13 protein-coding genes are annotated in these 14,904 nt (G+C 49.3%); 12 read left to right on the top strand and 1 reads right to left on the bottom strand.

The window, feature by feature from the left end:
* Positions 1-9: 9 nt before the first annotated feature.
* Positions 10-222: a hypothetical protein gene (locus U869_RS0108175; protein ID WP_025118789.1), complete on the bottom strand. Its 213-nt coding sequence runs from the start codon at positions 220-222 to the stop codon at positions 10-12.
* A gap of 164 nt (positions 223-386) precedes the next feature.
* On the opposite strand from U869_RS0108175, the gene U869_RS0108170 reads away from it, so the two are divergent.
* From U869_RS0108170 to U869_RS0108115, 12 genes are all read left to right on the top strand, one after another.
* Complete coding sequence (locus U869_RS0108170; protein WP_025118788.1) at positions 387-3,872, top strand: phage tail tape measure protein; 3,486 nt, start codon at positions 387-389, stop codon at positions 3,870-3,872.
* Positions 3,873-3,925: 53 nt separating this feature from the next.
* Positions 3,926-4,495 (top strand): zinc ribbon domain-containing protein, encoded by a 570-nt coding sequence (locus tag U869_RS32520; RefSeq protein ID WP_232785342.1) that lies wholly within the window; start codon positions 3,926-3,928, stop codon positions 4,493-4,495.
* Between the two features lie 46 nt (positions 4,496-4,541).
* Positions 4,542-4,883, top strand: coding sequence for a hypothetical protein (locus U869_RS0108160; protein WP_025118786.1), 342 nt, complete (start codon positions 4,542-4,544; stop codon positions 4,881-4,883).
* A 139-nt stretch (positions 4,884-5,022) separates the two neighbouring features.
* Complete coding sequence (locus U869_RS0108155; RefSeq protein ID WP_025118785.1) at positions 5,023-5,364, top strand: phage tail protein; 342 nt, start codon at positions 5,023-5,025, stop codon at positions 5,362-5,364.
* Between the two features lie 9 nt (positions 5,365-5,373).
* Positions 5,374-6,129, top strand: a complete 756-nt coding sequence (locus tag U869_RS0108150; protein WP_025118784.1) for a phage minor tail protein L — start codon at positions 5,374-5,376, stop codon at positions 6,127-6,129.
* A 2-nt stretch (positions 6,130-6,131) separates the two neighbouring features.
* The gene (locus tag U869_RS0108145; RefSeq protein WP_025118783.1) at positions 6,132-6,845 is read left to right on the top strand and encodes a C40 family peptidase; all 714 of its coding nucleotides are present in this window, start codon (positions 6,132-6,134) and stop codon (positions 6,843-6,845) included.
* Positions 6,842-7,426, top strand: coding sequence for a tail assembly protein (locus U869_RS0108140; RefSeq protein ID WP_029987167.1), 585 nt, complete (start codon positions 6,842-6,844; stop codon positions 7,424-7,426). The genes U869_RS0108145 and U869_RS0108140 overlap by 4 nt, the downstream gene beginning before the upstream one ends.
* 55 nt (positions 7,427-7,481) lie before the next feature.
* A complete protein-coding gene (locus U869_RS0108135; RefSeq protein ID WP_025118781.1) occupies positions 7,482-10,685 on the top strand; it encodes a host specificity protein J in 3,204 nt (1,067 codons plus the stop codon).
* On the top strand, positions 10,682-11,707 hold the full coding sequence (locus U869_RS0108130) for a DUF6453 family protein (RefSeq protein ID WP_025118780.1): 1,026 nt from the start codon (positions 10,682-10,684) through the stop codon (positions 11,705-11,707). The genes U869_RS0108135 and U869_RS0108130 overlap by 4 nt, the downstream gene beginning before the upstream one ends.
* A 14-nt stretch (positions 11,708-11,721) precedes the next feature.
* Positions 11,722-12,858, top strand: a complete 1,137-nt coding sequence (locus U869_RS31400; protein ID WP_025118779.1) for a tail fiber domain-containing protein — start codon at positions 11,722-11,724, stop codon at positions 12,856-12,858.
* A gap of 65 nt (positions 12,859-12,923) precedes the next feature.
* A complete protein-coding gene (locus U869_RS29970) occupies positions 12,924-14,591 on the top strand; it encodes a prophage tail fiber N-terminal domain-containing protein (protein WP_025118778.1) in 1,668 nt (555 codons plus the stop codon).
* 82 nt (positions 14,592-14,673) lie between these two features.
* Entirely contained in the window at positions 14,674-14,880 is a 207-nt protein-coding gene (locus U869_RS0108115) for a hypothetical protein (protein ID WP_025118777.1), read from the top strand.
* Positions 14,881-14,904: the final 24 nt, after the last annotated feature.

Here is a 14,904-nt window from a genome sequence, read left to right as displayed (position 1 = left end):
GCTTAGTACTCAAATATCTTTGTTTAACAGGTCTTTAGATCGTTTAAATATTTCCTCAGGGAGTCCTTCGCCCTTCCATTTCTCAATGTGCATGTCCAAGGTCGCAGCAATACTTGACTTTTGACCAGCCGAGAGTTCTTTGCAAAGCAGCCTGAGTAAAACCTCAGTAGCGCCGACTCGTTCTTGGAGTATTTCTAGATCTGTACGTTTTTCAAATACCATATTTTTTCCTTATCCAGAGATTTTTCAGCCATCCCTTTGATGTAAACGCCCATGCTCCTACATGGGCGAGCTGAACACTCAAGATAACCTTTAGTTTCAGCCAACAACACCCTGATATTTGATCATGCTGGCCTTGTGCTGGCTTTTTTGCATGGAGTTACAGCATGACTGACATTGCATCGCTTTCCCTGCGCGTCGATACAGGCGACTTGCAGCGGGGTAACAATGAGCTGGATAAATTCCAGCAGAAAGCCACCGGTGCGGCCGGTGCCGCAGATGGTTTCAATGCTTCCGGGAAGAATACTGCGAAGGTATCGAAGGAGATCGCACAAGAGATTGAAGATACCCATCGCCGTGTTGCTGAATATGCTGCAGCGTTGAATAAGTCGCAGACAGAAGCGAAAAACCATTCGCAGGCGACGGCACAGCAACGGCAAGAATTGCGTGATTTACTGACGCAGATTAACCCGGTTACAGCGGCGTTCGAACGACTCGATAACATGGAAAGCCAGTTATCGAAATTCAACGCAAAAGGGATAATTGATCCAGAATCCTTTGCCGAGGCTTCTCGTACTATCCAGCAGGCCCGTATTCAGTTGGAGCGGGCAGCTACAGCCAGAACGGAGGAAGGAAAAGCTGCCGCAGCTGCTGCGCAACAAGAGCGAGCTGCTGCAGCAGCTAAAGAGGCATTTTTATCAAAACTCCAAGCACAGAGCGCACTTTATAAGGCATCGGCCTCTGATGCGGCTGCATACCGAGCAGCGCAGCTAGGGATAAGCCAGGAGGCGGCACCGCTGATTGCCGCAATGCGCCAGCAGGAAGAAGCCACCCGGCGCGAGGCAGATCAGAAACGGGCCGCAGCGATCGCTTCCAGAGGCTTGAAAGATGCCCTCAAAGAGCAAGAGGCGGCAGAACGATCAGCAGCAGCGGAAACCAAGCGTGCAGAGTCTACGCGTAAATCATTCGTCGATTCGTTGCAAGAGCAGGTAAACGCCATCGGTAAAACGCGCACCCAGTTGCTAGAGCTAAAAGCGGCCAAGCTGGGTGTAACGGCAGAGTCAGCCCCTCTTATTGCCAAGCTACGTGAGCAAGATAATCAGTGGAAGGTTGGCTCGATATCTGCCAGGCGGTATCGGCAAGCACTAAGTATGTTGCCTACACAATTCACCAGCATATTTAGCACGATCGCAGGTGGGATGCCGGTGTGGCTTTCGCTTTTCCAGCAGGGCGGGCAGATTGCTGACTCGTTCGGTGGGCTGGGTGGGATCTTCCGCTATATCAAGGAAGAACTGCTTGGCATGAAAGATGCTTCTGATGAATCGTCAGAGTCATTATCAGATAATGCCAATGCGTTGGCCGAAAACGCTGAACATGCGAAGGGGCTTGCCGGATTACTGACGCCAACAACTTTGGCTATCATAGGGCTTGTTGGTGTGGCTGGACTACTTGTCACCGCATGGCACAAAGGCTCGCAAGAAGCCGTGGAGTATAACAAGCAGCTTATACTGACAGGCGGGTATGCTGGAAAAACAGCCTCTCAGTTGCAGGATTTGGCTCGTTCCCTATCACAAAATGGACTGACACAACGTGCATTCGCAAGTTCGATTGCAAAGGTGGTCGGCAGCGGGGAATTCTCTTCTGGTGCGATCAGTATGGTATCGAGGGTTGCCGCAAAAATTGAAGACGCTACCGGACAATCAATTGATACAACGATCCAGCATTTCAAGCGCCTACAGGATGAGCCAGTCAAGGCGGTAATGGAGTTGGATCGAACCCTCCATTTTCTTACAGCCACTCAAGTTGAGCAAATTATCTCCCTCGTAAAGCAGGGACGCACCGCTGATGCTGCAAGAATTGCCATGGAGTCTTATTCAACATCCATGAGCGCTAGGGCTGCGGAGGTAAAAAATAGTTTAGGTACACTGGAGACTGCATGGGAGTACGTGAAGGATGCCGCTTCCGGGGCGTGGGATGCCATGCTCGATGTTGGGCGAGAAAGGAGTCTTGATAGTAAGGTCGAGTCTGTAAGGAAACAGCTCGAAATTGCCAAAAAAAATCTCGAGCGAATGGAGGCCGCACCTGCTGTAAATACCACTGGCTATGGGTATGGGCGGCCAAATGATTCATTTTCTTCCAGAGAGCAAGTTCAGGCGCTGGCAAATCAAAGAGTGTTGGTTGGCAGTCTTACAAAGGAATACGAAAAACTACAAGCAACCCTGACTGACGAGGGGCTTGCTGCCGGTCGGAAAAAGCAGGAGCGAGACGAGCAAGAACGACTCAAAAACAGGATAGAAGTAAGCGATAGGTACAATCGGCAATACGCGAGTAAGGCCACGCAAAGACAAGAGGAATTAGCAAAACTTGAGGCGGATCGATGGGCCTTAACAGATACAAAATATAAAGAATATCGGGCAGAAATTGAGAGGAAGTATAAAGACCCGGCAGTTCCCAAGGGGCCAAAATATCAGCCCCCTGCTGGTGATAGTGCCGATGAATCAGCGCAAGCTGATCTTTTAGCACTTGAGTCACAATTGGCTGTGATGCGTAATCATGTCAGTGTAAACGACAAAATTAGCCAGCAGCGAAAGGATCTTTGGAAGGCCCAAGCCGATTTTACTGTTTTGGAGCAGGCGGCAAAAGATCGCAAATTAAAGGTTCAAGAAAAATCACTTCTCACTAGTAAAGACAGTATTCTGGCACATAAGGAAAGACTGGCGGTTCTCGGTGATGAAGTCGTACAGCAGGAACGACTCAACAAATTGCTGGATGCTGCTCAAAAGTTTGATCGGCAGCAGCAGTCAAAGCGTGCCGAGATCGCCTTTCTTGCAACGGGGGCTACAGCCAGAGATTCCCAGAGGCAATCCGAGAGGGACCGACTCACCACTGAATATGCGGATAACCCGGTTGCACAAAAGCAGGTATTGTCGTCCCTTGAGGAGACTTATGCGGAGCGAGATAGGTTAGAACAGGATTGGAAAGCTGGTGCGCTCAATGGTCTGAATGAGTATCTGGAGAAAGCCACTGATGTATATAGCTCGGTGTCAAACGTGGCTATGAGTGCGTTGAGTGGCATCTCCAACATGATGACTGATTTGGTAACTACCGGCAAAGCATCATTCCGCGACTTCACGACGTCAATCCTCAAGATGATTATTGATATCATCAACAAGCTATTGGTTGCGTACGCGGTCAAGAGCATGTTGGGAGAAGGCGAGGGTGGTGGTTCGATTACTTCCGCTCTGGGTAAAATTTTCAGCTTTGATACTGGGGGTTATACCGGCGATGGGGGGAAATACGAGCCAGCCGGCGTCGTGCATCGTGGTGAGTTTGTGATGACCAAAGAAGCTACGGATCGCATTGGTGTTGATAATCTGTATGCAATGATGCGCGGTTATGCCACTGGCGGATTGGTCGGAAATACGGTTTCTGGTTCTGCGCCGATGCATGGGCTACGCAATTCCGAAGGTTCTCAGTTAACGATCAATGCTCCTGTAACCATCAATCAGCAAGGGCAGCAGCAAAGCCAATCAGGGAATGGTGATGTCGTGGCTAAGGCCTATCAGCAGGTGATCGACCTATCCGTTAGGGAGGGGATCGCGAGGGAATTGAGGCCGGGTGGACAGATTTGGTATGCACAGAATCCAAGGTAACCATCAGAAAATGTGATGTCTTGATATGCCTGATGACTGTAAGTGGTGATAGGATGTTGCCACTTGTAATTCACGGAGAAGTCGGTGTGGAGATTCTGATAATTGCGGCCTTTCTTGGTCTAATACCTGCTTTTATTGCACAAAGCAAGGGTAGGTCATTCGGGGCGTGGTGGTTGTATGGTTTCTTGCTGTTCATTGTCGCTTTAATCCACTCTCTTTGCCTCAGTGGCAGCAAGCAGGAAATTGAAAACATACAACTAAACCAAGGGATGGTACGGTGTCCACTTTGTGCTGAGTTAATTAGAGCTGAAGCAATCAAATGTAAACATTGTGGGAGTGACGTTAGTGCTCTAAGCGCAGGGAGGGGGGTTGGAAGTGCAAAAGCGCTTGTTGCCAGTGATTTTGTTACTGAAGACCAGGACGGTGATGTTGTTCTTAATTATGATGGCATTAAAGCTTTTGCGAACCAACTACATAATGAAATGCCGAAAAACTCAGCTCTTTCGGTAATGGTGACACACGAGCCAGTGATTCGCCGACTTAGAGATGGTCTCCCGGAAAACCTCAGGAAAAATTTTGAAGTAGAACTTGAGGGAATGCTCCGAATCATTAAAAAACAATGAGGCGTGATAATTGGATATTGCTACTTCTTTTAAAAGGAATAATCAAATGAAAGCACTGTGGTTTTTCGTGATAATGGTTGCGTTGGCAGGTTGCGCTACAGTACAAGAATTACGGGAAGGGGAACCTGTATCAACTGGACAGTCACAAAAAACGGCACAGGTCATGTCTGCGTGCGTTGCTGAGAAATGGAACCAGACTTATTATAATGCAACATCAGTTCCATTAGCTGATGGCTTTTCCATCCAAATATTGAGCAGCGGTGGTGCAGGCGCGGATGCTGTTCTTGATGTAAGGGAACAGGCAGGAAAAACTAATTACTCCTTATTTGAGCGTATGCCATCTATGACCAGCAATAAAATTGAAAGAGCCGTTATTGACTGTAAATAGATAACCGGATTGATTTTGTTCAGCCACCTAATTTCGGGTGGCTTTTTAATTTGTGGACGTCAGCTAACCCGTTAACTGAGGAATTTTTAATGTCCGATATTCCGCGGGCATTGCACTTAATTTTATTCACGGAGAAAACATGGCAGTCGACACTTTCACCTGGCGCATTCATGGGCAGCCAGAGGGCAGCTATGCCCAGCGGGTGAGAACGGCACAGTTCGGTGATGGCTATAAGCAGGTGGCAGGTAATGGTCTCAACATAGAAGCCCAGACCTGGCCGTTGTCATTCACCGGCCAAAAAGCCCAGATGCTTCCGCTGTTAGAGTTCGCCCGCTCCCACACCACCAAATCATTCTTTTGGACACCACCTTACGGGGTAAAGGGGCTATATCGCGTGGTTGCTGACTCCATCAAGGCAACGCCGGTTGGCGGCTCGGTTATGACGGTATCTGCGACATTTGAACAAGCGTTCGCGCCATGAGGAGACCATGTGGCAATCACAAATGACGTGCAAAAACTGGAACCCGGTAACCGGGTCCGGTTAATCGAAGTCGACGGTACAAAATTTGGTGCCGACGTTCTGCGCTTTCACAATGAAACCATACCTCATACGCCAACGGAGATTGCTGCGTCTGATGGCGATGAAACCAAGTTAAAGCCAAAAAGCATTTGGTGGCAGGGAAAGGAATACGGCGCATTTCCGTATGAGTTAAAGGGGCTAGAATCATCCAGCGACGGGGCCAGTGCAACACCGAAATTGGCGGTATCAAATATCGACAGCCTGATCACCGCGCTGTGTTTGCGGTTTGACGATATGCTCCAGGCCAAGGTAACCATCCACGATACTTTCGCACATTACCTCGATGCCAAAAACTTTGCCGGCGGAAACCCCAAAGCAGACCCAGCCCAAGAATTTAAGCAGGTTTTCTACATCGACAGCAAAAGCGCGGAAGACAACGAGGCTATTGAGTTTACGTTGTCCGATCCAATGTCATTGCAAGGACGGCGGATCCCAACGCGGCAGATCACCGCGCTTTGTACATGGTGCATGCGCGGCCAGTATAAAACCGGCGACGGTTGCTCATACGCGGGGCAGAACGGCTGGTTTGATAAAAAGGGGAACCCTACTGAGGATCCTTCGCAAGATGAGTGTGGGGGACTGCTGACGGATTGCAAAAAACGCTATGGGGAAAATAACGAGCTGGATTTCGGTGGCTTCCCTGGCTCTGCCTTGGTTCGGAGGTAACCATGCGACAAAAAACTATCGATGCAATCTTGGCTCATGCTGAAAGTTGCCACCCGGCTGAATGCTGTGGCGTAATTGCACAAAAGGGACGTGTAGAGCGTTATTTTCCTTGTGCCAATCTTTCCCTCAAGCCTACAGAACATTTTGAGTTGGCCCCGTTGGACTATGCGGAAGCCGAAGAGTGGGGAACCGTAGTGGCGATCGTACATAGCCACACTGGCGATGGGGCCACGACGCAACCCAGCGAACTGGACATGTTGCAATGTGACGTAACGGAATTGCCGTGGGTGATCGCTTCGTGGCCTGAGGGTGATATCAGGACGATTAACCCACGCGGTGATCGCCCGTTGGAAGGTCGCCAGTTCGTACTTGGGCATGCCGATTGCTGGTCGTTGATTATGGATTATTACCGGCAACAGCACGGCATTACTCTGCCTAATTACAGCGTGGAGCGCCACTGGTGGGATGAAGGCGAAAACCTGTATATGGACAACTGGTTTGAATGCGGCTTCCGGGAGTTCTACGGGCCACCACAACCCGGGGATATGGTGATTATGCAAATATCAGCGTCCGTACCCAATCACGCGGGGATCTTGCTTGAAGGGAACACGCTATTACACCATTTCTACGGTCAGTTAAGTCAGCGGGTGCCGTATGGCGGGTATCTCCAAGAGAGAACTGAGCGGATCTTGCGGTATAAGGATTTATTCAAATGAGTGACATTCCCATCAGAACAATCAGGCTTGGTGGCATTCTCGGAAAGAAGTTCGTCAAGGAGTTTACTTATCGTGCCCGAGATATACCTCACGCTATCAGGGCGTTAAAGGGGCAGTTACCCGGCTTCGAACGCTTTATGAACGAGGCTGAAATCCGGGGGCTGACTTTTGCTGTTTTTGTCGGACGTAAGAATGTCAGTGAAGAAGAGATCGACATGACTAAGGGCGATGGCGATATACGAATTATCCCGGTCATAATTGGTAGTAAGCGTGGTGGTATTTTTCAAACTGTCCTTGGTGCCGCCCTTATCGCAGCTTCGTTTATCCCGTATTTGGCTCCTATATCTCCCTATCTTCGGATGGCCGGTGCATCGATGATGTTTGGTGGAGTAGTGCAAATGTTATCTCCCCAGCCAGGTGGCTTGTCGGTCGGTCAGAACGCTGAGAACAAACCTTCATACGCGTTTGGTGGCCCGGTTAACTCGACGACCCAGGGCAATCCAGTTGGTGTCCTATATGGCAGTCGAGAAATCGGCGGTGCTGTGATATCGGCGGGGATCTACGCAGAAGACCAGCAGTAAAAATATCAGTGTTCAATCAGGCTCGCTCATGCGAGCTTTTTTTATTGGTGAAACCATGACAGACGTGATCCAAGGTCGCAAAGGTGGCGGTGGCAGTAGCCACACCCCGACAGAGTCCCCGGACAGCATCCAGTCGATAGCGAGGGCGAAGATTTTACTGGCGCTGGGTGAGGGTGAATTTGCTGGCGGGTTGGATGGGCAAAATATTTTTCTCGATGGCACACCGGTTTATTCGCCAGATGGAACCCTGAACTATCCCGGCTTTGAGTGGGATTTCAGGCCAGGCACCCAGATGCAGAATTATATTCAGGGAATGCCCGGTGCAGAAAACGAGATCAGTGTGGGTGTCGACTTGAAAGCCACACAGCCGTGGGTGAGAGCGATAAATAATACTCAGTTATCTGCTGTCAGAGTTCGCCTTGGCTGGCAGACGTTGGTAAGGCAAGAGGATAATGGGGATCGTGTGGGAACGCGGGTTGATTATGCGATCGATCTCTCTACTGATGGCGGCGCATATCAGACCGTTTTAAACGGTGTGATAAACGACAAAACTACGTCACTTTTTGAGCGTAGTCACCGTGTGAATCTGCCGCCAGCAACAACAGGCTGGCAAATCCGCTTGCGCAGGATCACCCCTGATTCAACATCCAGCAATGTTGTGGATCTTACGCGGGTGATGGCGATTACTGAAGTGATCGATGCCAAGCTTCGTTATCCCAACACGGCGCTGTTATTTGTTTCGTTCGATGCGAAACAGTTCCCAAACATTCCGCAGATCAGTTGTAAGCCGAAAGGGCGGGTTATTCGCGTTCCGACTACATACGACCCGGAAAGCCGGACATACAACGGCACATGGGACGGCAGTTTTAAATGGGCCTACTCCAACAATCCTGCATGGGTATTCTACGATATTTTGCTGAATAAGCGGTTTGGCCTTGGTGATCGCTTAGATGCAACCCAAGTTGATGAGGTAGAACTGTACCGTATAGGACAATACTGTGATCAACTTGTACCCGATGGGCGTGGCGGCTCCGGTACAGAGCCACGATTTGTATGTGACGTTTATATTCAGGCTCAGAATGAAGCCTTTACCGTTCTGCGCGATCTGGCTTCGATTTTTCGTGGCATGACGTATTGGGCAAATAACCAAGTTTGCGTGTTGGCTGATATGCCGAGGGATATGGATTTTACATACACTCGTGCAAACGTCATTGATGGAAAATTTCACTACCAAGGCGGCAGTTATCGAAACCGCTATTCAAGCGCGATGGTGAGTTGGTCAAACCCTGACAATCATTATCAAGATGAAGTCGAATCGGTTATGGAAAATGAACTGGTTGAACGCTATGGCATCAACCAGACGGAAATCTCCGCCATAGGTTGCACGCGGCAAACGGAGGCAAACCGGCGCGGGCGCTGGGCGCTGCTCACGAATAGCAACGACCGCACAATATCGTTCTCAACGGGGCTGGATGGTTACATTCCATTGCCTGGTCGCATCATTGGCGTTGCAGATCAGATGTTGGCTGGGCGTGTGTTAGGCGGCCGCATATCGGCAGTTAATGGCCGGGTGATTAAATTGGATCGGGTTGCCGATGTATCGCCGGGTGATCGGCTGATTGTCAATTTACCGAACGGCAGCTCCCAGGCACGCACTGTTTCCGCCGTCAGTGGGGCCAATGTCACGGTCAGCACGGCTTATAACCCAAATCCAGAACCGGAGGCCGTGTGGTCCGTCGATGCTGGTGATCTGGCAGTCCAACAGTATCGGGTTTCAAACGTTACTGATAATGATGACGGCACTTTTACCATTTCTGCTGTTTGGCATAGTCCGGGGAAATACGATGCGATCGATACTGGTGCCCGACTGGATGAGCGGCCGATATCAGTGATCCCGCCTGGTGTGCAAGCGCCTCCAACCAATATTCAGGTCAGCAGTTTTACGCAGATTAACCAAGGGATTGCAATCACAACGATGCGAACCAACTGGGATGCTGTTGATAATGCTGTGGCGTATGAAGCCGAATGGCGGCGAGACGATAGCAACTGGGTTTCTGTGGCGCGAACATCGGCCCTGGGATTCGAAGTGCAGAATATTTTTGCCGGGCGATACCTAGTGCGGGTCCGGGCCATAAATGGCAGTGATGTTTCCTCTATCTGGGGTACATCAAAGGAAACTCGGCTAAATGGCAAGGAAGGGAAACCACCTAAGCCGGTGGGGTTCGCAACAACGCCCTTATTGTGGGGTATAGGGCTTTCATGGAATTTTCCTGCCGGAGCCGGGGACACACTGAAAACCGAAATTCAATATGCTGATAATGCCGCAGGCAATAACGCCATGTTGCTTTCAGATGTGCCATACCCGCAACGTAGCTATACGCAGAGCGGGTTACAGGCGGGGCAAGAGTTCTGGTATCGTGCGCGGCTCGTCGATCGCACCGGCAACCAGGGTGATTGGATTGATTGGGTGCGCGGGCAGTCTAACGGCGATGCTGACGACTATCTCCATGTGATTGGCGATGGTTTTATGTCGTCTGCCGATGGTGATCGGCTTTCTGGTCAGATCGATACCAACATTGATGCCATTCTGCAGAACGCCCTGGCCAACAATGCGACGGTTGATCATCAGTGGGCGCAATACGGCGAAGTGCGCGCAGATATTCTGGTTGTAAAAACCACGATAGCAGAGGTTGATAAAGCGTTTGCTGAAATGTCCACGCAAGTACAGGCGCAGATCGGTGACGTTACCGCAGCTCTAGAAGATAAGCTAACAGCTACTGTTGATGCTACTGGCGCAACAGCGGTGCACACGTTGAAAGCCGGTGTGCGTATTAATGACGTGTATTACAGTGCCGGGATGTCTATTGCTGTTCTGGCACAAGCAGGTCAGCCGGTGATTACTCGTGTTGGTTTTAATGCGAATCAATTTGTGCTGATGAGCGGTAGTGGTGATAACCAATACTCTCCTTTTGCTGTGGTTAATGGGCAGGTATTTATCAGTGATGCATTCATTCAGAATGGATCCATTACATCAGCAAAAATAAAAAACGCCTCAATAGGCGCGGCTCAAATTACGGACTATCTCCAGTCAGATAATTACTCTCCGGGAAGCATTGGTATGAGGCTGGGGTTCAGAGATGGATATGTTGAAATAAATGGCTCAGTACCAGGCCTTGGGCGAACGGTTGTCAATAACGATGGTGTGGCAGTTTACGACGGTATGGGGCAAATAAGAACAAAGCTCGGGAGGATATATTGAGCCGATATGGACTTGTGGTTTATCCCAAAGATGGCGGTGCGGGTGTAGATATTAGCAATGGTTCTAAAGCCTGCGCCTATCGGGGCTTCTTTGACCCCGAATTTGACCAAAACGGAGAAACATGGTCGTACCCCGTCCTTTCGCCTGGAGCTTCGTTATTTATTGTGCCCAGGAGAACAGTTGCGATTATTCAAACAGGCGCGGTTCCCAGGGTAATATCATGCAGTGGTGTGCAAATATCGGGAAATACGGTGCATGCCTGGTTTGATGGATTTAACTCTAGCCAGGATAAAGGCAGGCGGCCCATCGAGTTTGATGCCTTTCAGGTATCAGGCGCTGGCGGTGTCCCTCGCTTTGGGCTCCAGCTTATCGATGCAACAGATTACAGTGAGATTAACGATCTGGCAGTCGCGGGAAAATGCGTTTGGCGCGGGGTGGTTAACGTGTTCGGTGCCTGGACAATCCCCGACATTCCTGATCGCGCCAATGCGCTTGTTTTTGCTTACTGGGATCGGGGTGATCGTGCCGTTGATTTTGACCGTGAAAACATGACCATTAATGTTTATAGGGAAGCGGGGAATGATGTTATCAGTGACGGTAGTGCAGATTGCCTGATGTGGATATGCATCTTTTCAAATGGTTCTTATCCGACTCCGCCTCAGTATGGCTTGGCAATATGGAATGCTGCAGGGCAGTGTACATTCTCATCTGATAATGCACCCATGCTTTACCGTGGTAATTCGTTAAATACGCAGCGCATACCGGGAAGTTATGCATACCCCGTCATGGCAACGGCAAAGCCTCTGGTGCCACTCTGCCGCCTCGGCATTCATGATGGTATGAATTTATCGAATAACTATCTTGATTATCGCCATGCCGGAATGCGAATGGCTGGCGGCGGTGTGACGGCTTGGCGCACGAAATACATAAACAGTTACGACCATAGCAAAATCAATATTCAGTATCGGCTGACCACAATCAATCTGCCTGTGATGGACGCCGCAGATTATTTTAGTATTTAAATAAGGGGTAGGTTATGCCAGCAGGAACTATCACGCTTACCAATAACTCCGCAGTAGTTAAGGGCGCCGGGACGGCATTCACAACAGAGCTGAGGCCTGGAGATTTTATTGTTGCCGTTGTGGGTGGCGTAACTTATACGCTACCAGTGAAAACTATTGATAACGCGACGCAGGTGACGCTGACCCGAGTCTACGATGGCCCTACACAAGCGGGTGCAGCCTGGTCAGCAGTACCGCGTGAAACACTCAATGCCATCACCGCGCAGCTCGCAGCAGAAAGCTCACGAGCGCTGCGTGGACTTAACTATGACAAAGACAACTGGCAACAGTTGTTCAGTGGGACTGGCAACATCACCGTTAAGTTGCCGGACGGTAGTACATTCACTGGGCCTGCGTGGGGCAGTTACGCAGCACAATTATCATCCCTTCGGACTGATGTTAATGCAGTCGCGGAGACAGCCGCTGGTAAGCTAGCAAAAGATAAAAATCTATCTGACTTAAGTGATAAGGCAGCAGCACGGAAAAACTTACAATTAGGAACGGATAACGTTCCGTGGTTTGGCGGGCTTGAGCTAAGCGCTGCCACACCTTTTATTGACTTCCATTATGCCAGCTCTACCAGTGATTTTTCTTCTCGCTTGATTTGTGATGCTGCAGATAAATTGACATGCACAAGCCTGTTTAGGGCTAAATCGCTTGGTTGTAAGCCGGGGGTAAATGGCTCGCATACAGGCTATCAATTTAACTTTAACTGGACTTCTGGTGGGCTAGAGGCGTGGGTTGATTACACAATGGTTGGTTTGGTTTCGCTTAATACATCTGATAAGCGTATTAAGAAGGATATCAATGAGGCCGACGGTAATCTTGAAAAATTAATGAAGCTGCGACCAGTGACATTTAGATTTAAAAATGTTGGAGTCTGGTCTGACAAAATATTGCAACGGGGATTTATTGCACAAGAAGTAGCGAAGGCAATTCCAGAAGCTGTTTATGGTGAGGTTTTACTTGGAGAGGAGACTAGCGAAACCCCGTCGAGTCAAATGGGATTAAATATTCTCCCATTAATATCAGTTCTAACCGGTGCAATTCAAGAGCAGCAACAACAAATTACTGAGCTAAAAAACAGGTTAAATAATCTGGAAATTAAATAATAAATGGAATTTGTATTAACAAAGTAGCCATGTATAGCATGGGTGTGCTTATAGGAGAGTAAAAAATGTCAATAATTAGTGATGTATTACGAGGCCCGTATGGTGATATCCAACCTAACGTAATTATTACGATGCAGGCAAAAGGAACCACTGCGCGGGTATTAACATCCAATCGTTCATCAACTGTTACGGATGCTGCTGGTAAGTATTCAATGACAGTGTTCCCTGGTGAATATGAAGTCACTGTCTCTACTTTGGGCCATGTTGGCGACATAAGAGTATTGACGGATTCAGTGAATGGAACGTTGAATGATTTCCTCATTAGCCCGCCCAAGCCAGACGAGTTGACCCCAGAAGTAGTAAGAACAGTAGATACGATGCGTGCCGAATCGGCTGCATCAGCGGCAGCGGCAAAAACAAGCGAGAACAATGCAGCAGCCACGTTAGCTAACGCGGTGAAGAAAGGCGAGTTTGGCATAGGGGGCGCTGCGCCTGCCTTACCTCTCGTTGACACTCTCAACGCAGTAAAGTTAATGATGAGCGGTAAGTATACTGCGTGGGCTGGTAGTGAGGGCATGCCTCGCACTGATACTGCATATATGCTGGACTGGACTCTTGCATCTACAACCGGCGGTATCCAAGGTGTCGTATTTGCCATGGCGCTCATTACTGCCCCTAGCTCATTTGACAGGCAGTACCGCAACGTCTGTAGAAATGGGGTTTTTCAAGGATGGCATTTAGTATGGGACGATGCAGGACTTCCCGATCCGAGCACTTTTGGTGTAATGGCAGATTGTATTTCCCCTGGGCCGAATTGGGCCGGTACCTATCGCTTTAATTCGTTGACGGGGACACAAGCGAACTCATATCTGTCATTCGAAAAATCATCAATTGATGGAACTATTGCTGACGGTGGAACAGTACCCTCATGGGTTGTTGGTAACACATGGGGTTTTGGTATGCGGATCATGAGGGCGAAAACAAACCCTACCCAATGTGCAGATATTATTATCACGCCAAATGGAAAGGTTGGGATTGTAAGCCACTATAACTCCAAAAGTTTCGAATTCCTCTCCACTGGTAATACAACGTTTGATGCCAATGGTTTTGTTAAGAAAGCATCCCCGATCGTCAAGCTGTTCGGCGATGGTCAGTGCGAACTCAACGACGAAAGTCAGGGCGTGACTACTGAGCGCGTCAGTGAGGGCGTCTATCGTGTATCTGGCGTTCTTGGCTTCAACGGTGACGGTGCTTGGGGCGGTGCGGGGAATGGCATTGAAATCCCGGTTGATGACAACAAACGGCCATTAATCTGGGTGGAATCAAAAGTGTTGCCCGATGGCGATATCGAGATCCGCACGTATCACCGGACATACAATACCGGTCCATACTCAGCTCGAAATATTGAAGCTATGGACAGTGGAGAAGTGGGCAAGAAAAAGCAGCCGATTTTTGTCGAGATGCCAGACGGCACGCCAATCGATATCCCTGCTGGCCGGTGGATCGATCTTCGTGTTGAAATGCCAGCAAGCGACGTTCCGGAACCAGATCCAATATCGGAAGAGGAAACAGCACCAGATCTTGAGCAACCAGCGATAACTGAATCTGAATCAGAGACTATGGCGCCAAAGCGGGAAGAGGAACCAGGGCAACCCGATGTAACCGATCTGGAAAGTGGTGAAGAACCGGCACCAGGTGAAATATCCTCTTTGGTCGATGGGAACAAGGAGTAATAGCGCTGCCGGGAGAAATCCCGGCAAACTATCCTGCCATCCATCATTATGCTAATTTGGGCAAAAATAACTGGGGGTGCCTATGGATCTGGATGATGAAAGATGCGGGATGATTGCCGCAGAAATCGGGGCAGTGGTTGTTGAACTGGTCCATGCTGGCCAGCTTGTCGACAGAATGGCTATCGTGAATGCGTTGGAGTCGAAACGTAGGGCTGTAGGGAACACTCTTCATAAAGGGGTATGCCGAGATGCAGCGGCTCTTGTTAGAGGTGATGCGAATAAAAAATGAGGTCACTATTGTTCGTAACTAATT

Origin of the sequence: Serratia sp. H1w, assembly GCF_000633355.1 — a bacterium.
Classification (GTDB): Bacteria; Pseudomonadota; Gammaproteobacteria; order Enterobacterales; family Enterobacteriaceae; genus Chania.
Note: the sequence above shows the minus strand (reverse complement) of the source record. Positions and strands in the feature narration are given on the sequence as shown.

Bases quoted from the DNA above. Each gene is read 5' to 3' on its own strand.
- U869_RS0108175 (WP_025118789.1), bottom strand. From the start codon at position 222: ATGGTATTTGAAAAACGTACAGATCTAGAAATACTCCAAGAACGAGTC.
- U869_RS0108170 (WP_025118788.1), top strand. From the start codon at position 387: ATGACTGACATTGCATCGCTTTCCCTGCGCGTCGATACAGGCGACTTG.
- U869_RS32520 (WP_232785342.1), top strand. From the start codon at position 3,926: ATGTTGCCACTTGTAATTCACGGAGAAGTCGGTGTGGAGATTCTGATA.
- U869_RS0108160 (WP_025118786.1), top strand. From the start codon at position 4,542: ATGAAAGCACTGTGGTTTTTCGTGATAATGGTTGCGTTGGCAGGTTGC.
- U869_RS0108155 (WP_025118785.1), top strand. From the start codon at position 5,023: ATGGCAGTCGACACTTTCACCTGGCGCATTCATGGGCAGCCAGAGGGC.
- U869_RS0108145 (WP_025118783.1), top strand. From the start codon at position 6,132: ATGCGACAAAAAACTATCGATGCAATCTTGGCTCATGCTGAAAGTTGC.
- U869_RS0108140 (WP_029987167.1), top strand. From the start codon at position 6,842: ATGAGTGACATTCCCATCAGAACAATCAGGCTTGGTGGCATTCTCGGA.
- U869_RS0108135 (WP_025118781.1), top strand. From the start codon at position 7,482: ATGACAGACGTGATCCAAGGTCGCAAAGGTGGCGGTGGCAGTAGCCAC.
- U869_RS31400 (WP_025118779.1), top strand. From the start codon at position 11,722: ATGCCAGCAGGAACTATCACGCTTACCAATAACTCCGCAGTAGTTAAG.
- U869_RS29970 (WP_025118778.1), top strand. From the start codon at position 12,924: ATGTCAATAATTAGTGATGTATTACGAGGCCCGTATGGTGATATCCAA.
- U869_RS0108115 (WP_025118777.1), top strand. From the start codon at position 14,674: ATGGATCTGGATGATGAAAGATGCGGGATGATTGCCGCAGAAATCGGG.